The sequence below is a fragment of the Massilia sp. LC238 genome (assembly GCF_000735635.1).
Lineage (GTDB): Bacteria > Pseudomonadota > Gammaproteobacteria > Burkholderiales > Burkholderiaceae_D > Telluria > Telluria varians.
The window spans coordinates 1-23,250 of the sequence record NZ_JNNN01000067.1; the positions used below are offsets into that span (position 1 = coordinate 1).

Sequence of the window (23,250 nt, forward strand, 5' to 3'; positions counted from 1 at the left end):
GCCCCATCCACGATATTCTGATGCCTGGCCTCAGGCGCCGGCGTCGATGATCCAGTCCGACAGCTTGCCGCTGGCCTGGCGCGGCAGCGCGGCCCCGAACGAATACGCGGCGGGACGTTCCGGCGCCGGCAGGCGCTCGGCCATCCACGCGCTCAGTTGCGCGCGCAGCGCCGACGCTTCCGGGCTGCCTTCCAGCGGCGCACCCGCGCGCGGCACCACGAAGGCCTTCAGGCGCCGGCCTTCGTCGGGCCGCATGGCGCGCACGCTCGCATCTGCTACCTGCGGGTGCATGCGCAGCACGTCGGCCACGTAGCCGGGGAACACGTTGACGCCGCCGACCTGCACCGCATGGTCGATCCGTCCCATCGGCCGGAACCGGCCCGGCGCGCTCCAGGCCAGCCGGTCCTGCAAGGCGAAGGACCGGCGGCTGCCGTCCGCGCCGCAGCGTTCGAGCTGCGTCCCATCCTCGCCAACCTCCCAGTACGGGAACAGGTGGTAATCCTCATCCGGGCTGTCGCGCCAACCGACGCCGGCCGTCTCGGAACTGCCGTAGACCTGCACCAGACGGGCCAGGCCGGCGTCCATGGCGGCGCGCGCCACCTCGTCCGGGCATGGCGCGGTCGAGCTGACGCCCGTCACGCCCGCCGGCAGCGTCCCGGCCACCGCCGCGAAGGCGCGCCAGAAATCGGGAAAGCCGACCACCAGGTCTCCGGGCGCCAGCTGCCGGGCCACCGCGCCGGGCGAGGCGCCGCGCAGGTCGACGGTCGCGGCGGGATCGAGGCCGAGTGCACGCGGCAGCAGGACCGTGAACAGGAAGCCGTAGATATGGTGGGACGGTACCAGCGCGACGATCCGGCGCGTGCCGGGGAACAGCGCGGCCAGCGCGCCGGTTTCCTGCCACAGGCTGGCTAGCAGGTGGGAACATGCCTTGGGCGCGCCCGAGCTGCCCGAAGTGCGGAAATTGATCACCCCGCTGCCATGGTCCAGTCCGGATGCCGCCGCATCGCGCCAGGCGCCAAGCCGGGGGTTGGCCAGCACCCGCTCTTCGCCGATGCAGCCGATTCCCAGCACCTGCTCCATGGCGGTGGCCAGGCCCAGCAGTTCGAGCGAATCGGCGCCGAGGTCGGCCATCAAGTCCAGCTCCGGCGGCCAAGGCGGCGGGCGGCGCACAATGCCGGGCCGCATCAAGGTCAGTTCGCCGGCCAGCAGGTCGGACAGGACGCGCAGCAGGCTTGGCCCGTGGGTCCACCAACGGGGTTCGAAATCGGTATTGACAGTCATGGCTTGGCGGATACGTGGCGAGCCGTCGATGGTGCCGACAGCCTGGAACCCTGTCAACACTGCCGAAATTTCGGGCAAAAGTGTGATTCGACAACGCAAACTGTCAAAACCCGGTCGCGCACAATTGACAGAGGGGGTGGCGGCATGTCAACATCAATTTCCTCAAATCAACGAACGCGCCCGACACTTACGCCATGAACGTACCCACCCTGTCGTTTTCGACCGCCGACCTGGCGTCCCAACTCGACAGCTGCTCCCCGGAACAGCTCGACCAGCTCGACTTCGGCGTGATCGGCTTCGACGCCGACACCAATGTCCAGCGCTACAACGCCTTCGAATCGCAGGCCGCCGGCCTGTCGCCGCAGCGCGTGGTCGGCCAGCCGCTGTTCACCAACGTCGCCCCCTGCCTGAACAACTTCATGGTGGCCCAGCGCTTCGAGGACGCCATGGAGGATGGCAGCGCGCTGGACGCCACCCTCGACTATGTCCTGACGCTGCGCATGCGTCCGGTCAAGGTGGCGCTGCGCCTGCTGGCCAGCCCGGCCAGCGGCAACCGCTACGTGCTGGTCCAGCGCCAGCGCTGAGCCGCCGCACGACCGAGGCGCACGCGTGGACGACATCGACGAGCTGCGGGCCGAGCACGAAGCCCTGATCCAGTTCCTGTACCTGGCCCCGGTGGGCCTGGTGCAGGCCGACATCGACGGCGCCATCGTCATGATGAATCCGATCTCGGCCCAGCTCCTGATGCCGCTCTCGCGCGACGGCGGCCTGGACAACCTGTTCACGGCGCTGGAAGGCGTCGCGCCCGAGCTGCGCCACCTGTGCAGCACCTACGGCAGCCGCGCGGGCAAGATCTGCGACGGCCTGCACGTGCACCTGAACGCCGGCAGTGGTGCCAGTAGCGGCAAGAAGATCCCGCAGATCCTCGCGATCACCCTGCTCAAGCTCGACGCCCAGCGCATCATGGCGGTGATCGACGACGTCACCCTGCAGGTGCGGCGCGAGCGCCAGCTGCGCCAGAACGACGCGTGGTTCAACGCCATCCTGACCGGCATCACCGACTACGCCCTGGTCGGCCTCGATGCGCACGGCAGCATCACCGAATGGAACCCGAGCATCGGCCGCGTCACCGGCTTCGGCCAGGAGGCGGTGGGCCAGCCCTATTCGATCTTCTACCCGCTTGACGCGATGACCCCGGAGCGCCTGCTCGACCGCCTGCGCGACGCCGAACGCGACGGCTGGAGCCTCGACGAAGGCAAGCGCGTGCGCGCCGACGGCAGCGGCTTCTGGGGCAGCGCCCTGATCGCGCCCTTGCCCGAGCGTGAGCCGCCCTGCGGCCTGGAGGCGGACGGCCCGGCCTATTGCCTGATCCTGCGCGACATCACCGACAAGCGCGAGGCCAGCGAACGGCGCCGCCGTGAAACCTTCGGCGACTACCTCACCGGACTGGCGAACCGCCGCGCCTTCTTCGAGGCGGCCGAGCAGGAGCTGACCCGCAGCCTGACGGTGCCGCGCCCGACCGCCGTGATCGCGATCGACGCCGACCATTTCAAGGCCATCAACGACCGCTACGGCCACCCGGGCGGCGACGTCGTGCTCCAGCACCTGGCGGCGATCCTGGGCGAGACCTTCCGCGAAGTCGACGTGGTCGCGCGCATCGGCGGCGAGGAATTCGCGGTGCTGCTGCCGTCCACCAATCTGCCGCGCGCGGCGGTGGTGGCCGAACGCCTGCGTTCGGCCGTGGCCTCGCAAGTCGTCCACTTTGATGGACATCGCATCCAGTATACTGTCAGCGCGGGCGTGGCCAGCCTGGCCGAGGGCGAGGGCGGCATCGACCTGCTGCTCAAGCGCGCCGACCAGGCCCTGTACGCGGCCAAGCGCCAGGGGCGCAACCGCGTCGAACGCTGGCGCACCGAAATGGCCTCCGGCCCGGCCCACCAATCCGAAGGAGATCGCAAGCATGCATGACCCGAGCGACGCCTACGAAGCCCTGGTGCAGTTCCTGTACCGGGCGCCGATCGGGCTGGCCCAGATCGCGCCGGACGGCACGGTGGACATGCTCAACCCGATGGCATCGAACCTCCTGATGCCGATCGCCCCCAACAGCGGCCTCGACAACCTCTACACCGTGCTGGCGCCGATCGCGCCGCAGCTTCCGCAGCTGGCCGCCGCGTTCGGCGAAGCCTCGGGCGTCATCTGCGAAGGCCTGCGCGCCACGCTGCCGCCCGAACTCACCGCACCGGGCAGCCCGCAGGTGCTGGCGATCAGCCTGATGAAGCTCGACAGCGAGCGCATGATGGCGGTCGTCACCGACGCCACCCTGGAAGTGCAGCGCGAGCAGGAAACCCTGCTGCGCCGCCTGCGCAATGCCGCCCGTACCGATGCGCTCACGCGCATGCCGAACCGCGAAGCGGTGCGCGAGCAGCTGCAGCACCTGGTGGAGCGGCCCCTGTCGGCCGGCGAGTTCGCGGTGCTGTTCATGAACTGCGACCGCTTCCGCCAGATCAACGATACCCTCGGCCAGGCGGCCGGCGACGAGCTGCTGGTGCAGATCGCCGACCGCATCCGCGGCGCGCTGCGCCCGCCGAGCGACCGCATCGACACCGTCAGCGGCAGCGGCCAGTTGGCCGCGCGCGTGGGCGGCGACGAATTCGTGGTGGTGCTCGACGGGATGCGTTCGCGCGAGGATGCCGAGCGCGTCGCCGGCCGCATCCTCGATGCGCTGGCCCGGCCCTACCGGGTGCAGGGCCATGAAGTCGTGTGCGGCACCAGCCTGGGCCTGGCCTGGGGAGCCGAATCTGTCCACTGCGGCGCGCGCGACGCCGACGAAGTGCTGCGCGACGCGGGCATCGCGATGGTCGAGGCCAAGCGTGCCGGCGGTGCGCGCCACCTGGTGTTCGAGGCTTCCATGCGCGAACGCGCGGAGCGCCGCGCCGGCATCGAGGCCGAGCTGCGCCAGGCCCTGGCCGAGGAACAGCTGTTCGTCGTCTATCAGCCGGTGGTCGGCCTGCGTCCCGATGGCGGCACCGACTACGCGGCCGGCGTCGAGGCGCTGGTGCGCTGGCGCCATCCCGAGCGCGGCATCGTGCCGCCGATCGAATTCATCGCCGTCGCCGAAGAGTGCGGCCTGATCGGCGCGGTCGGCGACTTCGTGCTGGAACGCTCCTGCCGCGATTTCATGGACTGGCGCGCCCGCCTGGGGCCGGCCGCGCCGCGCCTGATCGCGGTGAACCTGTCGCGCGCCCAGCTCGGGCAGCCGGGCTGGATCGACAGCGTGCGGCGCGTGCTGCAGGTCACCGGCATCGCGCCCGAGCAGCTCCAGCTCGAGGTCACCGAAAGCCTGGCGGCGCAGGACGGGGGCATCCAGCAGCGCCTGCATGAACTGAAGGCGCTCGGCATCAAGCTGGCCCTCGACGACTTCGGCACCGGCTACTCGTCGCTGTCCAGCCTGCACCTGCTGCCGGTGGATACGGTCAAGATCGACCGCTCCTTCGTGAGCCAGGCCGACACCAGCCACCACCACCGCGTGCTGATCGAAGCGACCGTCAAGGTGGCCCAGAGCCTGGGCATGAAGACCGTGGCCGAAGGCATCGAGACCCAGTCCCAGGCCGACGTCGTGCGCGCCCAGTGCTGCGCCAAGGGCCAAGGTTACTTCTACAGCCGGCCGCTGCCTTCGGACGACTTGCTGGCATGGCTGGCCGGTCACCAGGCAATTGCTGCCTGAACAGCATGGAGGGCGCGAACTTCGCTCCACGCAATACGTACGCCCGCTCCTACACCGACTGAAGTTTTGTTCCTATTTCACGTGCACCGCACACCTCGCATGATGGTCCGACCCAACCACATCGAGGAGAACACGAATGAACAAGATCCACACCGTTCTGCTGGGCGGCATCATGGCCCTGTCGCTAGCGGCCTGCAACACGACCGGCACCGACACCGGCTCCAGCTCCGACGCCAGCATGGGCACGACCGGCACCGGCAGCTCGAGCGCCTCCGGCAACGTCGGCACCGGCACCAGCTCCGACACCACGGGCGGCTCGGGCCAGAGCGGCACCAACACCGGCACCACCAACCCGAGCACCACCACCACCCCGCCGGCGACCAATTCGTCGACCTCGGGCACCGGCCGCTGAACGGCCCGCGGAACCGGCGCGCACTGCCTGCGCCTTCCGCTCCCTGCGGGCGGGCTACCTGCCCCGCAGCCCGGCTGCGGCCGCTTCGCGGTCGCGCAGTCGGGCCGTCGCTCGTTACCCTCTCCCTGCGGTCCCCGATGAAAAGCTGGCTTGCACGCCTGTTCGGCAGTCCGGTGCAGCCGGCGCCGACGCCGCCATCGGCCATTTCCGCCCCCACCGGCGTTGTAAATCCGCCACCATCCTTCGACCTCGACCTGGTTTTTTACCGCTCGCTTGCGGGAGGATCGACGCATGCCGGCGAGATGCCCGAGCAATTGATTCTCGATGAGCTGGCGCGCCTGGCACGCCAGCCGGAAGCGGCCGCCGAACTGGTGCCGCGGGTGCCGGCGGTCATCCCCCAACTGCTGCGCAGCCTGCGCAGCGATGCCACCTCAGCGGGCGAACTGGCGCGTCAGGTGACGCAGGACGTGAGCCTGGTGGCGGAAGTCATCCGCGAGGTCAACAGCCCGTATTACCGTGCCACGGCGAGGATCGCGAACATCGAAGGCGCCCTGATGCTGCTGGGCCAGAACGGCTTGCGCATGCTGCTGGCGCGGGTGGCCTTCCGTCCGCTGATCGGCAGCCAGAGCGGGCGCCTGGCGCGCCAGGCGGCGCCGCTGGTCTGGAGCCAGTCCGAGAAGTGCGCGATGGCGGCCAGCATGGCGGCCCCCGCCTGCGGCGCCGATCCCTTCGAGGCCACGCTCGCGGGCCTGATGCGCAGCGTCGGGCTGGTCGTCGCCCTGCGCCTGGCGGACCAGCTGGGCGGCGCGGCGCCCTTGCCGCAGTCCGACGACTTCGCCCATGCCTTGCTGGACAGCGCGCGCAGGCTGTCGGCAGGGATCGCGGGACTGTGGGAATTCCCGCCGGGCGTGGCGCAGGCGATCCTGCAGGCCGGCCAGATTGAGGCCACGCCGCTCGCACAGGCGCTGCATGAAGGCGACCGGCTGGCCAAGCTGCGTGTGCTGTGCGATGCGGGCAACGCAGCGGCTGCGCAATGGGCGGCGAGCCTGTCCGGGCCGCAGGCAGCCATCTTCGAAAAGCTCCGTCCGCACCAGGCGTGAAGCGGCTCGGCCGCTAGGCGTAGCCGATCCATCCGCGGAACACCCCGGCCGCGTAGAACATGCTCACCTCCTTGAAACCCTCCTCGCGCAGCAGCGCCTCGTCCTGCTCGGGCGCCAGCACCGGCAACACCCGCTCGATCAGCGCGCGGCGCTGCCGCGCTTCCTCGGGCGGCGCGCCGGAGGCTACCGCATAGGCCTCGTCGCGCGCCAGCCAGAGCGCGCGCTCGTCCTCGTCCTCGGCAACGCTCATGTGGGCCACGACGAAAGGCGCGCCGCGCCGCAGGCGCTGGCGGATCGCGCGCATCGCGTGGCGGCGCTCGCACAGCGGCATGAAGTGCATGGTCAGCAGGCAAGCCGCGGCGTCGAAAGGACCGGCCGGCGCGGCATCCACGTAGCCTTCGTGCAGCCGGACACGTCCTGCATGCTCGCCGACGGTGTCGTGGGCCAGTTCCAGCATCTCGTGCGACGGATCGACGCCGTCGAAAGACCATCCTGGCTGGGCATCGGCGAAGGCCTTCAGTTCCAGCCCGCCGCCGGCGCCCAGCACCAGCACCCGGGCGTCCAGCGGCGCCCGTTCGGCCAGCAGCACCTGCGCCATGCGCTGCAGGTCGCTGAATCCCGGCACCAGCCGCGGCGGGCCCTGGTGGTAATGCGCGACTGCGGCCGGATCGGAAAAATGCTTCATTGCACTTCTCATTCTGCACCTCGCTTCAAGCCGGCACCGAGGCCAGGACCGCAATCCGCCAAGGCGTCCTGCCCGGCGTGGCCCGGGCCATTCGTCTATAATGGCCCACCACTGTTGCGAACGTCACTGCGCGCTCAATGCCCTTCGATCTCAAGAAAAATCTTCCCAAACCAGGAACCCGTTTTGCCCTGCCGGCCCTGCATGGCTCGAGCGACGCGTATGCGCTCGCCACTGCCGCGCTGGCACTCAAGGCCAACAATCAGATACTGACCGTCGTCGTGGCCAATGCCAGCGACGGCCAGCGCCTGCTCGACGAGATACCCTGGTTCGCGGACGGCAAGTTGTCCTGCCACCTGTTGCCCGACTGGGAAACCCTGCCCTACGACGCCTTCTCGCCGCACCAGGACCTGGTGTCCGAACGCCTGGCCACGCTGCACGAGATCCGCAACGGCCAGTGCGACGTGCTGGTGGTACCGGCCACTACCGCGCTGGTGCGGCTGGCCCCGCCGTCCTTCCTCGCAGCCTACACCTTCTTCTTCCGGCAGGGCGAACGCCTGGACGAGGCCAGGCTGAAGGCCCAGCTGACGCTGGCCGGTTACACCCACGTGTCGCAGGTGATGTCGCCGGGCGAGTATTCGGTGCGCGGCGGCCTGATCGACCTGTTCCCGATGGGCTCGGCCCTGCCCTACCGCATCGACCTGTTCGGCGACGAGATCGAATCGATCCGCACCTTCGACGCCGACACCCAGCGCTCGCTGTACCCGGTCAAGGAAGTGCGCCTGCTGCCGGGCCGCGAGTTCCCGATGGACGAAGCGGCGAGGACCGCTTTTCGCGGCCGCTGGCGCGAGCGCTTCGAGGGCGATCCCTCGCGCTCGCCGATCTACCGCGACATCGGCAACGGCATCGCCTCGGCCGGCATCGAATACTACCTGCCGCTGTTCTTCGAAGAAACCGCGACCCTGTTCGACTACCTGCCGCAGGACGCTACCCTGGCCCTGGTCGGCGACATCGAGGCCGCCATCCAGCGCTTCTGGCTCGATACCGAGTCGCGCTACAAGTTCCTCAAGAGCGACCGCGAACGGCCGATCCTCGAGCCGCGCGAGCTGTTCCTGGGCGCAGAGCAATTCTTCACCTGCGCCAAGCCGCATGGCCGCTGGACCATCGGCCGTGACCCGGCCGCCCCAAGCTCCGAGCTGTCGGCGCCGATTCCCGACATCTCGGTCAACCGGCGCCTGGACGATCCGCTGACCAATCTGCGCGCCTACCTGCTGCGCCAGGATGCGCGCGTGATGATCGTCGCCGATTCCGCCGGCCGCCGCGAGACCCTGCAGCAGTACTTCCACGAATACGGGCTGGAACTGGCGCCGGTCGAAGGCTTCGAGGGTTTCCGCGCCGCCAGTGCGAAACTTGCGCTCGGCGTGGCCCCGCTGCAGGCCGGTTTCGAGCTGAGCGAGGAAGCGAGCGGGCGCCTGGTGTTCATCACAGAGACCGAGCTGTACGCGGGTTCGGGCCGCCGCGCCGGCAAGAAGAAGCAGGAAGCGACCAGCCAGGTCGAATCGATGGTGCGCGACCTGTCGGAGCTGAAGATCGGCGACCCGGTGGTGCACATCAACCACGGCATCGGCCGCTACATGGGCCTGATGAGCATGGACCTGGGCGAAGGCGAGATGGAATTCCTGCACCTGGAATACGCCAAGGAAACCAAGCTCTACGTGCCGGTCTCGCAGCTGCACGTGATTTCGCGCTACTCCGGCACCTCGCCGGAAGACGCGCCACTGCACAGCCTCGGCTCCGGCCAGTGGGAAAAGGCCAAGCGCAAGGCCGCCGAGCAGGTGCGCGACACCGCGGCCGAGCTGCTCAACCTGTACGCGCGCCGCGCCGCGCGCCAGGGGCACGCCTTCGAGTATTCGAGCACCGACTACGAGAACTTCGCCGGCAGCTTCGGCTTCGACGAGACCCCGGACCAGCTTGAGGCCATCCACAACGTCATCAAGGACATGACCTCGGGCCGTCCGATGGACCGCCTGGTGTGCGGCGACGTCGGCTTCGGCAAGACCGAGGTGGCCTTGCGGGCAGCCTTCATCGCCGTCATGGGCGGCAAGCAGGTCGCGATCCTGGCCCCGACCACCCTGCTGGCCGAGCAGCACGCCCAAACTTTTGCCGACCGTTTCGCCGACTGGCCGGTGAAAATCGCCGAGCTGTCGCGCTTCCGCACCGGCAAGGAGATCAACAACGCGATCAAGGGCATGGCCGACGGCACGCTCGACATCGTGATCGGCACGCACAAGCTGCTGTCGCCGGACGTGAAGTTCACTCGCCTGGGGCTGGTGATCATCGACGAGGAACACCGCTTCGGCGTGCGCCAGAAAGAAGCGCTCAAGGCCCTGCGCGCAGAGGTCGACGTCCTGACGCTGACCGCGACCCCGATCCCGCGCACCCTCGGCATGGCGCTGGAAGGCCTGCGCGACTTTTCCATCATCGCCACCGCGCCGCAGAAGCGCCTGGCGATCAAGACCTTCGTGCGCAGCGAGGACGGCTCGGTGATCCGCGAAGCCTGCCTGCGCGAACTGAAGCGCGGCGGCCAGATCTACTTCCTGCACAACGAGGTCGAGACCATCGAGAACCGCCGCGCTATGCTGCAAGAACTCTTGCCGGAAGCGCGCATCGGCGTGGCCCACGGCCAGATGCACGAGCGCGACCTGGAAAAGGTGATGCGCGATTTTGTTGCGCAGCGCTTCAACATCCTGCTGTGCACCACCATCATCGAGACCGGCATCGACGTGCCGACCGCGAACACCATCATCATGCACCGCGCCGACCGCTTCGGCCTGGCCCAGCTGCACCAGCTGCGCGGCCGCGTCGGGCGCTCGCACCACCAGGCCTATGCCTATCTGCTGGTCAGTGATGTTTCCGGCCTCACCAAGCAGGCGCAGCGCCGCCTGGACGCGATCCAGGCGATGGAGGAACTGGGCAGCGGCTTCTACCTGGCGATGCACGACCTCGAGATCCGCGGCGCCGGCGAGGTGCTGGGCGAGAACCAGTCGGGCGAGATGCTGGAGGTCGGCTTCCAGCTGTATTCGGACATGCTGAACGAAGCGGTGAAGTCGCTCAAGGCGGGCAAGGAGCCCGACCTGGCCGCGCCGCTGTCCTCGACCACCGAGATCAACCTGCACGTGCCGGCCCTGCTGCCCTCGGACTACTGCGGCGACGTGCACGAGCGTCTCTCGATCTACAAGCGCCTGGCCAACTGCGAAAGCCAGGACAAGATCGACGCCATGCAGGAAGAGCTGATCGACCGTTTCGGCAAGATGCCGGACCAGGTCAAGGCCCTGATCGAGACCCACCGCCTGCGCATCGCGGCCAAGTCGGTCGGCATCGTCAAGATCGACGCCCACGGCGAAGCGGCCAACCTGCAGTTCATGGAGAAGCCGCCGATCGATCCGATCAAGATCATCACGCTGATCCAGAAGAACCGCCACATCAAGCTCGCCGGCCAGGACAAGCTGCGCATCAGCGCCAGCATGCCAGACCTGGCGGCGCGCGTGACGCAGGTGAAACAGACCATCAAACAACTGCTCGCTTGAGAAACACAATGACGATGAACCTGGTGCTCCAGGGGCCGCAGGCCTCTTTCGACACGCTCGACCGCCTTGCCCTGCTCGCCCAAGCCGCGCGCGTGGTCCGCCTCGGCGACCATGCCCTGCGCTGCGAGGACGTGCCCTTCTCCACCGAACTGAAGGAGCGCATCGACGCGGCGGCTTTCGAGGCCGGCGTCGATGCCTGCTTCATCGAGGCCGGGCGTCGGCTAGCGGATTTCGGCCTGGTGGCCATGGACATGGACTCGACCCTGATCACCATTGAGTGCATCGACGAGATCGCCGACATGCAGGGCCTGAAACCCCAGGTGGCCGAGATCACCGAAGCGGCCATGCGCGGCGAGCTCGACTTCGCGGCCAGCCTGACGCGCCGCGTGGCCCTGCTCGAAGGGCTCGACGCCTCGGCCCTGGAGCGCGTCTACGACGAGCGCCTGCGCATCTCGATGGGCGGCGAAGCGATGCTGAAGGCGGTGCAGGCGGCGGGACTGAAGACCCTCTTGGTGTCGGGCGGCTTCACCTTCTTCACCGAGCGCCTGCAACAACGCCTGGGGCTCGACGTCGCGCATGCGAACGTGCTGGAAGTAGCAAGCGGCAAGCTGACCGGCCGCGTGCTCGGCGGCATCGTCGATGCGGAAGAAAAGATGCGCACCGTCGAGCGTGTCTGCGCGCAATATGGCCTCACGCCGCGCCAGGCCATTGTCATGGGCGACGGCGCGAACGACCTCAAGATGATGGGCATCGCCGGCCTGTCGGTGGCCTTCCGCGCCAAGCCGGTAGTGCGTGCGCAGGCCTCGGTGGCGCTGAACTTCTCGGGACTGGACGGTCTCTTGACGATCCTGCAGTGACGCGTGTTTTTCCGTGCGGCGTAGACAGTGCCGCACGGCATAGCGCCTGGATTCACGGGCGATCTGCATGTGACGCACGAAATTTCATGCACTGACGAACCGTCGCATTTCGCATAAGTTTCCTCTGTTCCGTAAGTTCGGTGCTCAAACACGAGCCAGCGCAAAAGAACTGACACGCACGATTGGATGAGCAGCGCTGCTGGTCTATGGTATTGGTGCGGCCGCGCCGCGGCTGCGCCTCACTCCAGGAGCATGCCATGTCCATTCCGGCCTTCCGCACCTCGCTTCCTCAGCTTTCCGATTCCCAATCCGACCATGCCCCCCCCCCCGCGTCCGGCGGCCCGGACAGCGGCCGACGGCGCTTCGTCCTCGGTGTGCCGGCCCTTGCCGGCAGTCTTGCCCTCGCCCCCTTCGACGTATCGGCGCAGCAGCTGCCCGGCTGGTGCGCGAGCTGGGGATGCGCACCGGCCGGGCCCGCCCCTGCCGGCAGCTACTACGACTACAATTTCAGCGGGCAGACGATCCGCATGTTCATCCGCGCCAGCATCGGCGGCAACCGCGTGCGCGCGCGCCTGTCCAACCAGATGGGCAGCGCGCCGCTCGCCATCGACGCCGCCTGGATCGGCCTGCGCAGCAGCGCGCAAGCCGTGATCGCGGGATCGAACCATCCGCTCACCTTCGGCGGCAGGAGCACCGTCACCATCCAGCCCGGCGCCCATGTCCTGTCCGATCCGCTGTTCTTCCAGGTCGCGCCCTTTGCCGACCTCGCCATCAGCCTGTATTTCCCGTCGAGCGCGCCGGCCAGGGCCAGCACCTTGCACCGCGATTCCTGGTCGTCGACCTATGTCGCCTCGGGCAATGCCGCGGCCAGCACCACCTTCAGCTACACGCGCAGTTTCGCTTCCTGGGCCTTCCTCACCGAAGTGGACGTCGACGTCGGCGCGCCCTGCATCGTGGCGATCGGCGACTCGCTCACCGACGGCCAGGGCAGCACCGTGAACCAGAACCGGCGCTGGCCGGACTACCTGGCGCGGCGGCTGCAGGCCGAACTGGGCACGGCGGGACGCATCGGCGTGGTGAACCGGGGGATTGCCGGCAACCGGCTGCTGGTGGACAACCCGAACGCGCTGCTGGCCGGCCACGACGTGCTCGAGCGCTTCGATCGCGACGTGCTGGCCACGCCCGGGGTGCAGGCCGCGATCGTGGCGATCGGCATCAACGACATCATCCTGGCATCCAGTACGGCCCTGACCCAGATGCGGGATAACCTGGTCAATGGCTACCGCCAGCTGATCATGAAGGCGCGGGCGCGCGGCATCACGATCCTCGGGGCGACACTGCCCCCGATCCAGGGCTCCGGGCGCAACTCGGCGGCGCGCGAGACGGTGCGCCAGCAGGTCAACAGCTGGCTGCGCTCGCCGAACGCCTTCGACGCGCTGGTCGACTGGGACAGCGTGCTGCGCGACCCGCAAGCACCGGCCTACCTGCGCAGTGCCTACAACAGCGGCGACGGGCTGCACCCGAACGATGCGGGCTACCAGGCACTGGCGGCCGCCGTGCCGCTTCGGGAGTTCGCGTCGCTGCGCGTATGAACGTTCTGGGCGCCGGCGGTTGTAACAGGGTGTAATTCCACGCGGTACAGTGCACGGATTTTTTTATCATGGTGGCATCAGGAGGACCGCCATGAAGAAACTCATCATTGTTACCGCGTCGCTGGCCGTGCTGGCCGGCTGCGCCGCGCCGGGCCCGAACTACTACGGCAGCCAGGCTTATCCGCGTTCGGGCGATCCGAGCCAGTGGCAAGTCGTGTCGGTGACACCGGTACCGCTGGGCACGGGCGCCCGTGCGGCCGCCAGCGGGGACACCGGGACGACCACGAGCTATAGCTCTGCTCCGGTGGTCGTGCACCAGACGCCGGTCTATGTGCAGCCGGCGCCGGTGTACGTGCCGCAGCCGGTGTACGTGCCGGAACCGGTGTACCAGCCGCGTTACTACTACCCGCCGGTCTCGATCGGCCTCGGCTTCAATTTCGGCCGCGGCTGGGGGCACCATCGCGGCTGGGGCGGCCACATCGGGACGCGCTTCCCCTACCATTGGCGCCGCTAAAGGCGTGCACGTAAAAAAGGCCGGCAGGGATGCCTAATGCCTGTCACTTAAGAGCCGGCGCTCATCCGTAGGGTGGGCGGGTCTCCCGCCCACGCGGTCAAATCACAGTACTGCAGCCCGCGCGGCTGTTCATATCGCAACTATCACCGCGTGGGCGGGGAATCCGCCCACCCTACAATTCCGGCTAACTGACTGGCATTAGGCAGGGATGCCGGCCTTTTTCATGGGCGCGACCCGGATCAGTGGCCGTGGTGCTGGCGCTCGTACTCGTCGGCATCCGCCTTGGTGGCGTGGACGATGCCGTCCGGATGCTCCGGCGGGGTGTACAGGGTGTACAGGCGCATCGGCTCGGTCTGCGAGGTATTGATGACGTTGTGCTCGGTGCCGGCCGGGATCACCACCGCGACGCCGTCTTCCAGCTTGTGCTCCTCGCCGTCCAGGATCGCGACACCCTCGCCCGCTTCGACGCGGATGAACTGGTCGTGGCCTTCGTGGTGCTCGAGGCCGATCTCCTCGCCCGGCTGCAGGGTCATGATGACCAGCTGGCTGCGCCCGGTGGTGTAGAGCACCTCGCGGAAGTTGTTTCCAGCGAGGGTTTTCTCTTCGATGTTGATGCTGTAGCCCGACATTACTTTTCTCCTGATAAATGCGCACGGCTGTTGCCGCCTCGTCCACATTGTATAAGAGCCAAACAAAACGCGTGCGGCGCGGTTAGCGGGAGCCGAACAGGTCGTGGGCATCCAGCAGCGCATAGGCGATCTCGGGGTGTTCGGTCAGGCAGCGGCGCACCGCCGCCGGCACCGACTGCCGGGCCTTCTTGCACAGGCCCGGCTTCTCTTCCAGCACGACGATAATGCCGCGCACGGTGCGCACCTCGTTCGGGCCCGGCGCGATGCGCAGCTCGGCGCCCAGGTTCTTGCGGATCAGTTCCTGCACGTGCTTGAGGTCTTCGTAGCTGCTCACGCGATCGATGCGCTCGACCAGCTTCTGCTCCTGCTGGCGGGTCAGGGCGAGGGGCCGGTGGTCGGCCTGCGGGTTGGCCATGACACGGTCGCGCTCGCACACGCAGGCGCCCGGAGGGCACTCCGTGCGGACGGGGAAAGGAAACGGCGAAAGTTGCTCGCTCACGCTGTCATGGATGGGAGTCAGGGGTCGGCGGCGATTCTACATCAGCCGGCGCCGCCGCCACGCCCTGCAGGAGGCCTGCCATGCGCGCATGGTGCGAGCCCTTCCAGTACACCCGGCCGCAAGCATCGCAGGTGGTGAATTCCTGGTGCAGCTGCGCCACCCGCGGCGGCAGGCGGTCAAGCAGCTCCACCTTGGCGACCGGGCGCAATGGCAGGTTGCAGTGCAGGCACAACACAAAGGGACGCATCCCGGGACCCAGGCGCAGGCGCGCGAACAGTTCGCGCAGCTGGGCTTCCGGCGCCAGCGCATGCAGGTAGCAGCCGCGTTCGACGCTGCGGCGCTTGAGCAGCGCGCGGTCGCGCGTGAGCAGGATCCGTCCTTCCTCGCGCGCGATGCGCTCGATCTCGTCGTCGTGGTAATGGTTGTCGTAGAGCGTGTCGTAGCCGGCCATGCGCAGCAGCCGCGCCAGCGCGCCCAGGTGGGCATCGGCCACGAAGCGCGGGCGCCCTTCCGGCAAGGGGCGCAGGCGCTGCAGCGGGCGCACGTCGAGCATCCCGAAGGCCGGGTAGACCGCCACCCGGTCGCCCTCGCGCAGCAGGTGCTCGAAGCCGCACGACACGCCGCTTACCAGCAGCAGCTCGACTTCCGTATGGGGCACGCCCAGCGCCTCGATCATGTGCTTGGCCGTGGCCTCGCGCGCGCAAGGCGTGCCGAACGCGCGCCCGCGCCGTTCGCGCGGCAGGAAGTCGCCCAGCACGTCGTAGAAGCGAAAGCTCGCGGTCACCATGGCGCCGGCGGTATGGCGGCCTCGTCGAGCACCTGCCCGTCGAGGCCGTGCAGCAGCTGCAGCGCGTTCGGCACGGCCTCGAAGGCCGCGGTGTTATCGAACACGCACCAGCAGGTACGCCCGGCCGCCCGCTGGCGGTCGAGCTCGCGCCGTACCGACTCGACATACTCCGGGGAGTACCTGGAGTAGTAGATGCGCGGCGTGCCATGCAGGCGCACGTAGACCGAGTCGCTGCTGGTCGGCACGTGCGGGCCGGGCTGCCCGGCCGCCGGGTCGGCGATCACGCGCGTGACGCGGCTCTCCACCAGGAGCTCGGTCGCCGCCTCCGAGAACCAGCTCGGATGGCGCGCCTCGAACGCGACCGTCGTGCCGAAGATGGCGTGCAGCTGGCGGAAGAAGCTGCGCGCGGTCTCGTCGACGAAGCCGAACTTGGGTGGCAGCTGCACCAGCAGGCAGCCCAGCTTCTCGCCCAGCTCCCCTGCCTCGGCGGCGAACTGCACCAGCAGCTGTTCGACGTTTTCCATGCGGGCGTCGTGCGTGATCGCCCGCGGCACCTTGACCGCGAAGCGGAAGTCCTCGGGCACGCAGGCGGCCCACCTGGCATAGGTCGCCGGGCGATGCGGACGGTAGAAGGACGAGTTGATTTCGACCATGGGGAACACGGCGGCGTAGCGTTCGAGGTGGCTGCTTTCGACGGGGAAGGAAGCGGCATCGGCCTTGGGCAGGCTCCAGCCGGCACAGCCGACCAGCAGGCGGCCCGGCAGGCGTGCATCCGCTGTTGAATGAGCTGTCATAAGCATGGCAAAGATGGCAATGGCCCCATTCTACGAAACGCGCCGCGCGGGCGGCGCATGATGTTCGGCTTACAATACCGGGGTGTATCAACGAAGGAGAACCCGATGAGCGAACCGATCCATATCGTCTGCCCGCAATGCGATGCGGTGAACCGGCTGGCGCCGGAGCGCCTGCGCGATGCGCCAGTGTGCGGCAAGTGCGCCGGAGCCCTGTTTACGGGGCGCCCGCTCGACGTCGACAGCGCCCGCTTCATGAAACACGTCGGCCGCAACGACATCCCGGTGCTGGTCGATTTCTGGGCCGAGTGGTGCGGCCCCTGCAAGATGATGGCGCCGCACTTCGCCCAGGCGGCGCAGCGGCTCGAGCCGGCGCTGCGCCTGCTGAAGGTCGATACCGAACGCAGCCAGGACCTGGCGGCACAGTTCGCGATCCGCAGCATCCCGACCCTGGCGCTGTTCCGCGGCGGCCGCGAGCTCGCGCGCCAGTCCGGGGCCATGGATGCCGGCCGCCTGGTCGCCTGGGTCGAATCGCAGCTGAGGTGACACCGCCGAGCAGGTCTTGAAGAAGCTGCCTTCGACCCTCATGTTGGCAAAACGGCAGCACTGGCTGCTACAATCGTCGCGTACGGGGCGTTCCCGTGTTCCTCTAAGGAGAAAACTGATGTCGCAAGACCTGGTAATGGATCGCGGAACCGAGGACGCCAAGCAGTTCGCGCGCATCCTGTACATCGCCCACGCCCTGACCTTCCTCTTCTCGGCCGGGATGCTGTCGCTCCTGGTGCTGATCGTTAACTACGTCAAGCGCCCGGAGACCCAGGGCACCATCGTGTATTCGCACCACACCTGGATGATCCGGGCCTTCTGGTGGTACCTGGTCTGGTCGGTAGTCGCCTGGGTGCTGGCGATCACCATCATCGCCATCCCGATCGCCCTGCTGGTGTGGGGCGCCGCCTGGCTGTGGGCCGCCTACCGGATCATCCGCGGCTTCCTCGACCTGAACAGCAACCGGCCGATGCCGGTCTGATGCCGGCGGGCCGACGTTCCGTTGGCCGGCAGCACGAGAAACACATTTATAACTTAGCCAGCGCCTGCTCGATATCCGCTATCAGGTCGCCCGTCTCTTCCAGGCCGATATTGAAACGCACCAGCACGCCCGCTTCCCGCCATTGGCTGCGGATCGCCCGGATCCGGTAAGGCATCACCAGGCTGTTCGGGCCGCCCCAGCTGTAACCGAGGCCGAACAGCTGGAGGGAGTCGACGAAGCGGTCGGTCTGTTCCTCGGTATAGCGCGGGTCGAACAGCACCGAGAACAGGCCGCCTGCGCCCTGGAAGTCGCGCTTCCAGTTTTCGTGGCCGGGGCAATCCTCGAAGGCCGGGTGCAGCACCTTGGCAATCTCGGGGCGCGCCTTGAGCCAGGCCGCCACCTGGCGCGCAGCCCGGTCGTGCGCCTCGAAGCGCAGCTTCATGGTCGGCAGGCCGCGCATCACCAGGTAGGCATCGTCGGCGCCGACGCCGAGGCCGAGGCGCATGTGGGCCTGCGCCAGGCGTTCGTTCAGCGCACCGTCCCGGGTGATCACGGCGCCCATCAGGAGGTCGGCGCCGCCCGACTGGTACTTGGTCAGCGCGTGCATCACGATGTCGGCGCCGGCGTCGAAGCCGCGCAGGGCCAGGCCGGCCGACCAGGTGTTGTCGAGCGCGACCGGCACGCCCTTCTCCTTCGCGGCCCTGCAGATGGCCGGTAGGTCGGGCACTTCCATCGAGACCGAGCCCGGGGCCTCGGTCCAGATCAGCCTGGTGTTGGGCTGGATCAGCTCGGCGATGCCGCTGCCCACCATCGGGTCATAGAAGCGGGCGCTGACGCCGAAATCCTGGGACAGCCAGCGTCCGAGTTCGCGGTTCGGGTTGTAGACGTTCTCGGGCAGCAGCACGTCGTCGCCGCTTTTGAGCAGCGCGAAGTTGATCATCGCGATCGCCGACAGGCCGGAAGGCGCCAGCAGGCAGTGCTCGCCGCCCTCGACCTGCGCCAGGCGCGCTTCCAGCGTGAAGGTGGTCGGCGTGCCGTGCAGGCCGTAGGTGTAGGCGCTCTTGTCCTTCCACTGCCCGGAGCGCATCGCGGCGACGTTCTCGAACAGGACCGTCGAGGCGCGGTGCACGCCCGGCGGAAAAGCGTCGAAACCGCCAGGCGCCTGGTAGTCGCTATGGATCAGGGAAGTCTGGACGCTCTTCTTGCTCATGCCACGGTGGCCCACAGGTCGTGGGCGTCGGCCTTGGTGATCACCACGTCGATGAACTGGCCCACTTGCGGCTTCGGCTTGCCCGGCTGGAGGGCGCGCTTGATGTGGACCACGCCGTCGATCTCCGGCGCGTCGGCGGCGGTGCGGCCGATGGCTTCACGGGCGCCGACCTCGTCGACCAGCACGCGCATGGTCTTGCCGACCTTGGCCTGCATGCGCTTCAAAGAAATCTCTTCCTGCAGCAGCATGACGCGGGCGCGGCGCTCTTCGCGCACGGCTTCCGGCACCGGGTTGGCCAGCTCGTTGGCGGTTGCACCCTCCACCGGCGAGTAGGCGAAGCAACCGAGGCGGTCGATCTGCGCTTCGCGGAGAAAAGCCAGCAGGTATTCGAACTCTTCTTCGGTCTCGCCCGGGAAGCCGGCAATGAAGGTCGAGCGGATGGTCAGGTCCGGATTCATCTTGCGCCATGCCAGGATGCGGTCGAGGTTCTTCTCGCCGCTGGCCGGGCGCTTCATGCGTTTCAAGACGTCCGGGTGGGCGTGCTGCATCGGGATGTCGAGGTAAGGCAGCACGTGGCCGTCGCCCATCAGGGGAATGACCTGGTCGACGTGCGGATACGGATAGACGTAGTGCATGCGCACCCAGGCGTCGTACTGGCGCGCCATCCGGCCCAGTTCTTCGGTGAGCTGAGTTAGATGGGTCCGGACCGGGCGGCCGTTCCAGAACCCGAGGCGGAATTTCACATCCACGCCGTAGGCGCTGGTGTCCTGCGAAATGACCAGGAGTTCCTTCACGCCGGCCTTGAACAGGTTCTCGGCTTCCTGCAGCACCTCGTGGATCGGGCGCGAGACCAGGTCGCCGCGCATCGACGGGATGATGCAGAAGCTGCAGCGGTGGTTGCAGCCTTCCGAGATCTTCAGGTAGGCGTAGTGCTTCGGAGTGAGCTTCACGCCATGGTCCGGCACCAGGTCGACGAAGGGGTCGTGCGGCTTGGGCAGGTGCAGGTGGACCGATTCCATCACCTCGGCGACGGCATGCGGGCCGGTCACGGCCAGCACCTTCGGGTGCACCTTGGTGATGAGGTCCGCTCCGTCCGCGTCCTTCTTGGCGCCGAGGCAGCCGGTGACGATGACCTTGCCGTTCTCGGCCAGGGCCTCGCCGATCGCATCGAGCGATTCCTGCACCGCGGCGTCGATGAAACCGCAAGTGTTGACAATCACGAGGTCGGCGCCGTCGTAGGACTTGGCGGTTTCATAGCCTTCGGCGCGCAGCTGGGTCAGGATCTGCTCGGAATCGACCAGCGCCTTCGGGCAGCCGAGCGACACGAAGCCGACCTTGGGCGCGACCGTGCCGGCGGCCGGGCTCGGGATGACGAGCGCAGGCGCGGCGGCGGCCGGAGCGGCAGCGGTGTTGGCGGAAACGGGAATACGACGAAGTTCGGTCATGGGCGGACGACAAAGAATCTGGGCAATCCGCGATTGTACCCGAACCGGGTGTGCCGGTGGGACCCAGGGGGGTGTTTGCCGGCCCGGGACCGGGCCGGCGGATGTCTCGAAAAGACGAATCTTGCCTGGGTGATTACTTCTTGTCGTTCGGCGGCGTCATGCCCGGGAAGGGGAAGGCGCCGAACATCGCCTTGCTCTGGTTCTGCATCTGCTCCTGCATCTGCAGGAACAGGTTCTTCGACTGGTCGATGTAGTTGTTCATCATGCCCTGCATCATCGGGCCCTGCACGTTCATGAACTGGGTCCACATTTCCGGGCTGAAGGGCTTGCCTTCGAGGGCGCCGGCGGCGTTGCTGGTGAACTTGTTCTGGATGTCGGTGAAGGCCTGCACGTTCTTTTCCAGATAGGAACCCATCATGCCCTGCATGGCGTGGCCGTAGTAGCGGATGATCTGGGCCAGCACCGAACTGGAGAACATCGGGATGCCGTTGGCCTCCTCTTCCAGGATGATCTGGAGCAGGATGCTGCGGGTCAGGTCTTCGTTGGTCTTGGCATCGACGACGGTGAATTCGTCGGCGTCGAGCACCAGTTGCTTCACGTCGGTCAGGGTGATGTAGGAACTGGTCTGGGTATCGTACAGACGGCGGTTCGGGTATTTCTTGATCAGGCGTTCAGCACTCTTTTTCACACTACTCATTTCATGTCTCTCATTGTGCGTTGCGGTACGGGCACCCCAAAAACCTACTGCGCGTTGCACTGCCGGCCTGCGATGCTCGCTGTACGCTTGTACAGCTGCGCTTCTCTGCCACCAGTGCCGCCGCTCGCTACGGTTTTCGAGTCGCCCTAGCGTGGACCGCACGCTATTTTTTCTTGATTGGTTACCAGAAAACCCGGCCCGTGGGCCGTGCCGCGCAGCAATTTTATTGCCTTACGGACGGACAAGCCCACACCATACCACGACCCGCGCGCAGGTGCAGCAATTATTAGACTACAAACTAACGTGATGATTTTGATATGTACAGCGGTTGGAAAGCCACCCGCTGTACAGGCTGCGTTCAGTCCGCGCGCGCCTTGACGTAGCGTCCCGGCGCCGCCTCGAGCGGCTGGTAGCGCCCGTTGCCGAACGCGCTCGGGGCCGGCACCTCCGCGCCGCCATGTTGCGCCAGGAACTTGGCCCACTCCGGCCACCAGCTGCCCTTCTGCTCGCTAGCGCCCGCGAACCAGGCCTCGGCCGTCTTCGGGCGCGCCTTGCCCGATTTGTCGTTGACCCAGTAGCTGCGCTTGTTCTTGGAAGCCGGATTGATCACGCCCGCGATGTGGCCCGAGGCTCCCAGCACGTAGCGGTTCGCCTTCGGGTTCTTCGGGTTGAGGAGATTCATCGAGGCAAAAGCCGCTTCCCAGGGCACGATGTGGTCTTCCTTCGAGCCGTACAGGAACACCGGACAGTCGATCCTGCCCAGGTCCACGGGCACGCCGCACACGCTCAGGGCGCCCGGCACTTTCAGCTTGTTCTCGAGGTAGGTATTGCGCAGGTACCAGCAGAACATCGGGCCCGGCAGGTTGGTGCTGTCGGCGTTCCAGTACAGCAGGTCGAAGGCCGGCGGTTCCTTGCCCTTGAGGTAGTTCTGCTGGACATAGTTCCACACCAGGTCGTTCGGCCGCAGGGCCGAGAAGGTGGTGGCCAGGTCGCGGCCCGGCATCAGGCCGCCGCCGCCCAGGGTCTGCTCGCGCAGCGCCACCTGGGCCTCGTCGACGAAGACTTCCAGCACGCCGGTGTCCTGGAAGTCGAGCAGCGTGGTGAGCAGCGACAGGCTGGCGGCCGGCTGCTGGCCGCGCGCGGCCAGCACGCTCAGCGCGGTGGCGGCGATGGTGCCGCCGACGCAGAAGCCGAACACATGGGTCTTGTCCTGCCCGCTGATCTCGCGCACCACCTCGATCGCCTTGATCGCACCCGTCTCGACGTAGTCATCCCAGCGTACGTTTGCCAGATTGCGGTCCGGGTTGCGCCACGACACCATGAACACCGTGTTGCCCTGCTCCACCACGTAGCGCACCAGCGAGTTTTCCGGCTGCAGGTCGAGGATGTAGAACTTGTTGATGCACGGCGGGATCATCAGGAGCGGCACCGCCTTCACGCTCGGCGTGCTCGGCGTGTACTGGATCAGCTGGAACAGCTCGTTCTCGAACACCACCTGGCCCGGCGTGGTGCCGACGTTGCGGCCGACCTCGAAGGCCGATTCGTCGGTCTGCGAGATGCGGCCCTTCTGCAGGTCGGACAGCAGGTTGCTCAAACCCTTGGTCAGGCTCTCGCCTTTGGTCTCGATCAGCTTCTTCTGCGCTTCCGGATTGGTAGCGAAGAAGTTGGCCGGCGACATGGCGTCGACCATCTGCTGGACCGCGAAGCGGATCTTCTGGCGCTCGCGCGGGCCGGCCTCGACGGCGTCGGCCAGGGCCAGCATGAATTCCGAATTCAAGAGGTAGGACGCGGCCGAGAAGCTCGAGAGCGGGTGCTCGCGCCATTCGGAGCTGGAGAAGCGCCGGTCGTGGATCTCGGGCGTCTTGCCGCTGACAAAATCCTGCCACAGCTGGCCGGCCTTTTTCAGGTAGTCGTCGCGGATGCTTTCCAGCTTCGCCGGGGCGATGCCGGCGCCGAAGTCCTTCAGCACGCCGGCCAGCGGGTTGGCGCCGAAGGCATTGGCGCCGGCGGCGGGCGGGGTCATGGCCGGCATCGTCATCCAGCCTTGCCAGACGCTCGGGTCGGTGAACTGGCTCATCCAGGAGGCGGCAAAAGCTTGGGGGTCAGGCATGTTCATGTCAGCGTCCGTTGTTTAGAATCGGGGTACAGAATAAAAACCTTGGGGAAAGCTCATGTGGATCGTCGCCGTTGCCTGGATTTATGTCGTTGCCCTCATGGCAGTGACCGAACCGACCGTGGTGCACGGCGTGATGACGTTCCTGTTCTATTGCGCCCTGCCATTATCCATTCTTTTTTATCTCACAGGGTCAAAACGACGGCGTGCGCGGCGCGAAGCGCTGGCCCGCAGCAACGCGGCAGCGGCCTCAAACGACGCGTCGGGCGGCGCAGGCGACTGAACATTGTGGGCCCGCATGGC

At 67.3% G+C, this 23,250-nt stretch carries 22 protein-coding genes; 12 read left to right on the forward strand and 10 right to left on the reverse strand.

Annotation, left to right across the window (positions count from 1 at the left end; translation table 11 throughout):
- Positions 1 to 30: 30 nt before the first annotated feature.
- The gene (locus tag FG94_RS18875; protein WP_051996917.1) at positions 31 to 1,281 is read right to left on the reverse strand and encodes an AMP-binding protein; all 1,251 of its coding nucleotides are present in this window, start codon (positions 1,279 to 1,281) and stop codon (positions 31 to 33) included.
- A gap of 194 nt (positions 1,282 to 1,475) precedes the next feature.
- Here FG94_RS18875 and FG94_RS18880 point away from each other — a divergent pair, with 194 nt between their 5' ends.
- The 5 genes from FG94_RS18880 to FG94_RS18900 all read left to right on the forward strand — a co-directional run bounded on the left by FG94_RS18880 (position 1,476) and on the right by FG94_RS18900 (position 6,517).
- Positions 1,476 to 1,865 carry a PAS domain-containing protein gene (locus tag FG94_RS18880; protein WP_036214802.1) on the forward strand — a complete coding sequence of 130 codons (390 nt, stop codon included), beginning with the start codon at positions 1,476 to 1,478 and terminating at the stop codon, positions 1,863 to 1,865.
- A gap of 25 nt (positions 1,866 to 1,890) precedes the next feature.
- The gene (locus FG94_RS18885) at positions 1,891 to 3,249 is read left to right on the forward strand and encodes a diguanylate cyclase (RefSeq protein WP_229445991.1); all 1,359 of its coding nucleotides are present in this window, start codon (positions 1,891 to 1,893) and stop codon (positions 3,247 to 3,249) included.
- Positions 3,242 to 5,005, forward strand: a complete 1,764-nt coding sequence (locus FG94_RS18890) for a bifunctional diguanylate cyclase/phosphodiesterase (protein WP_036214805.1) — start codon at positions 3,242 to 3,244, stop codon at positions 5,003 to 5,005. The genes FG94_RS18885 and FG94_RS18890 overlap by 8 nt, the downstream gene beginning before the upstream one ends.
- Before the next feature lie 136 nt (positions 5,006 to 5,141).
- Positions 5,142 to 5,417, forward strand: coding sequence for a hypothetical protein (locus tag FG94_RS27955; RefSeq protein WP_051996918.1), 276 nt, complete (start codon positions 5,142 to 5,144; stop codon positions 5,415 to 5,417).
- A 137-nt stretch (positions 5,418 to 5,554) separates the two neighbouring features.
- Positions 5,555 to 6,517: an HDOD domain-containing protein gene (locus FG94_RS18900; protein ID WP_036214808.1), complete on the forward strand. Its 963-nt coding sequence runs from the start codon at positions 5,555 to 5,557 to the stop codon at positions 6,515 to 6,517.
- Between the two features lie 13 nt (positions 6,518 to 6,530).
- Here the strand turns inward: FG94_RS18900 and FG94_RS18905 are convergent, their stop codons facing one another.
- A complete protein-coding gene (locus tag FG94_RS18905; protein ID WP_036214811.1) occupies positions 6,531 to 7,202 on the reverse strand; it encodes a class I SAM-dependent methyltransferase in 672 nt (223 codons plus the stop codon).
- A gap of 137 nt (positions 7,203 to 7,339) precedes the next feature.
- Between FG94_RS18905 and mfd the strand changes: the two genes are divergently transcribed.
- From mfd to FG94_RS18925, 4 genes are all read left to right on the forward strand, one after another.
- A complete protein-coding gene (gene mfd, locus FG94_RS18910) occupies positions 7,340 to 10,786 on the forward strand; it encodes a transcription-repair coupling factor (protein WP_036214813.1) in 3,447 nt (1,148 codons plus the stop codon).
- Positions 10,787 to 10,800: 14 nt separating this feature from the next.
- Positions 10,801 to 11,643 (forward strand): phosphoserine phosphatase SerB, encoded by an 843-nt coding sequence (gene serB / locus FG94_RS18915; protein ID WP_036214968.1) that lies wholly within the window; start codon positions 10,801 to 10,803, stop codon positions 11,641 to 11,643.
- 257 nt (positions 11,644 to 11,900) lie between these two features.
- Entirely contained in the window at positions 11,901 to 13,235 is a 1,335-nt protein-coding gene (locus FG94_RS18920; RefSeq protein ID WP_161783982.1) for an SGNH/GDSL hydrolase family protein, read from the forward strand.
- A gap of 91 nt (positions 13,236 to 13,326) precedes the next feature.
- Positions 13,327 to 13,749, forward strand: coding sequence for a hypothetical protein (locus FG94_RS18925; RefSeq protein ID WP_036214817.1), 423 nt, complete (start codon positions 13,327 to 13,329; stop codon positions 13,747 to 13,749).
- Positions 13,750 to 13,988: 239 nt separating this feature from the next.
- On the opposite strand, the gene FG94_RS18930 is transcribed toward FG94_RS18925, so the two are convergent.
- The 4 genes from FG94_RS18930 to FG94_RS18945 form a co-directional block, all read right to left on the reverse strand.
- Complete coding sequence (locus tag FG94_RS18930; protein WP_036214820.1) at positions 13,989 to 14,378, reverse strand: cupin domain-containing protein; 390 nt, start codon at positions 14,376 to 14,378, stop codon at positions 13,989 to 13,991.
- Positions 14,379 to 14,460: 82 nt separating this feature from the next.
- Complete coding sequence (locus tag FG94_RS18935; protein WP_229445992.1) at positions 14,461 to 14,793, reverse strand: hypothetical protein; 333 nt, start codon at positions 14,791 to 14,793, stop codon at positions 14,461 to 14,463.
- Positions 14,794 to 14,881: 88 nt separating this feature from the next.
- On the reverse strand, positions 14,882 to 15,664 hold the full coding sequence (locus FG94_RS18940; protein ID WP_036214824.1) for a Mut7-C RNAse domain-containing protein: 783 nt from the start codon (positions 15,662 to 15,664) through the stop codon (positions 14,882 to 14,884).
- The gene (locus FG94_RS18945) at positions 15,658 to 16,458 is read right to left on the reverse strand and encodes a DUF72 domain-containing protein (protein ID WP_152571045.1); all 801 of its coding nucleotides are present in this window, start codon (positions 16,456 to 16,458) and stop codon (positions 15,658 to 15,660) included. Before FG94_RS18945 ends, FG94_RS18940 begins: the two co-directional genes overlap by 7 nt.
- Positions 16,459 to 16,563: 105 nt before the next feature.
- Here FG94_RS18945 and trxC point away from each other — a divergent pair, with 105 nt between their 5' ends.
- Both trxC and FG94_RS18955 read left to right on the forward strand, forming a co-directional pair.
- Positions 16,564 to 17,001 carry a thioredoxin TrxC gene (gene trxC, locus FG94_RS18950; RefSeq protein WP_036214827.1) on the forward strand — a complete coding sequence of 146 codons (438 nt, stop codon included), beginning with the start codon at positions 16,564 to 16,566 and terminating at the stop codon, positions 16,999 to 17,001.
- Positions 17,002 to 17,119: 118 nt separating this feature from the next.
- Positions 17,120 to 17,482 carry a membrane protein gene (locus tag FG94_RS18955; RefSeq protein WP_036214830.1) on the forward strand — a complete coding sequence of 121 codons (363 nt, stop codon included), beginning with the start codon at positions 17,120 to 17,122 and terminating at the stop codon, positions 17,480 to 17,482.
- Positions 17,483 to 17,528: 46 nt separating this feature from the next.
- On the opposite strand, the gene FG94_RS18960 is transcribed toward FG94_RS18955, so the two are convergent.
- The 4 genes from FG94_RS18960 to phaC form a co-directional block, all read right to left on the reverse strand.
- Positions 17,529 to 18,692, reverse strand: a complete 1,164-nt coding sequence (locus FG94_RS18960; RefSeq protein ID WP_051996920.1) for a cystathionine beta-lyase — start codon at positions 18,690 to 18,692, stop codon at positions 17,529 to 17,531.
- On the reverse strand, positions 18,689 to 20,137 hold the full coding sequence (gene rimO, locus FG94_RS18965) for a 30S ribosomal protein S12 methylthiotransferase RimO (protein ID WP_200880001.1): 1,449 nt from the start codon (positions 20,135 to 20,137) through the stop codon (positions 18,689 to 18,691). The genes FG94_RS18960 and rimO overlap by 4 nt, the downstream gene beginning before the upstream one ends.
- Positions 20,138 to 20,270: 133 nt before the next feature.
- Complete coding sequence (gene phaR / locus FG94_RS18970; RefSeq protein ID WP_027867422.1) at positions 20,271 to 20,834, reverse strand: polyhydroxyalkanoate synthesis repressor PhaR; 564 nt, start codon at positions 20,832 to 20,834, stop codon at positions 20,271 to 20,273.
- A 358-nt stretch (positions 20,835 to 21,192) separates the two neighbouring features.
- On the reverse strand, positions 21,193 to 22,950 hold the full coding sequence (gene phaC / locus FG94_RS18975; RefSeq protein ID WP_051996921.1) for a class I poly(R)-hydroxyalkanoic acid synthase: 1,758 nt from the start codon (positions 22,948 to 22,950) through the stop codon (positions 21,193 to 21,195).
- A gap of 55 nt (positions 22,951 to 23,005) precedes the next feature.
- On the opposite strand from phaC, the gene FG94_RS18980 reads away from it, so the two are divergent.
- Positions 23,006 to 23,230, forward strand: coding sequence for a hypothetical protein (locus FG94_RS18980; RefSeq protein ID WP_036214836.1), 225 nt, complete (start codon positions 23,006 to 23,008; stop codon positions 23,228 to 23,230).
- Positions 23,231 to 23,250 lie beyond the last annotated feature (20 nt).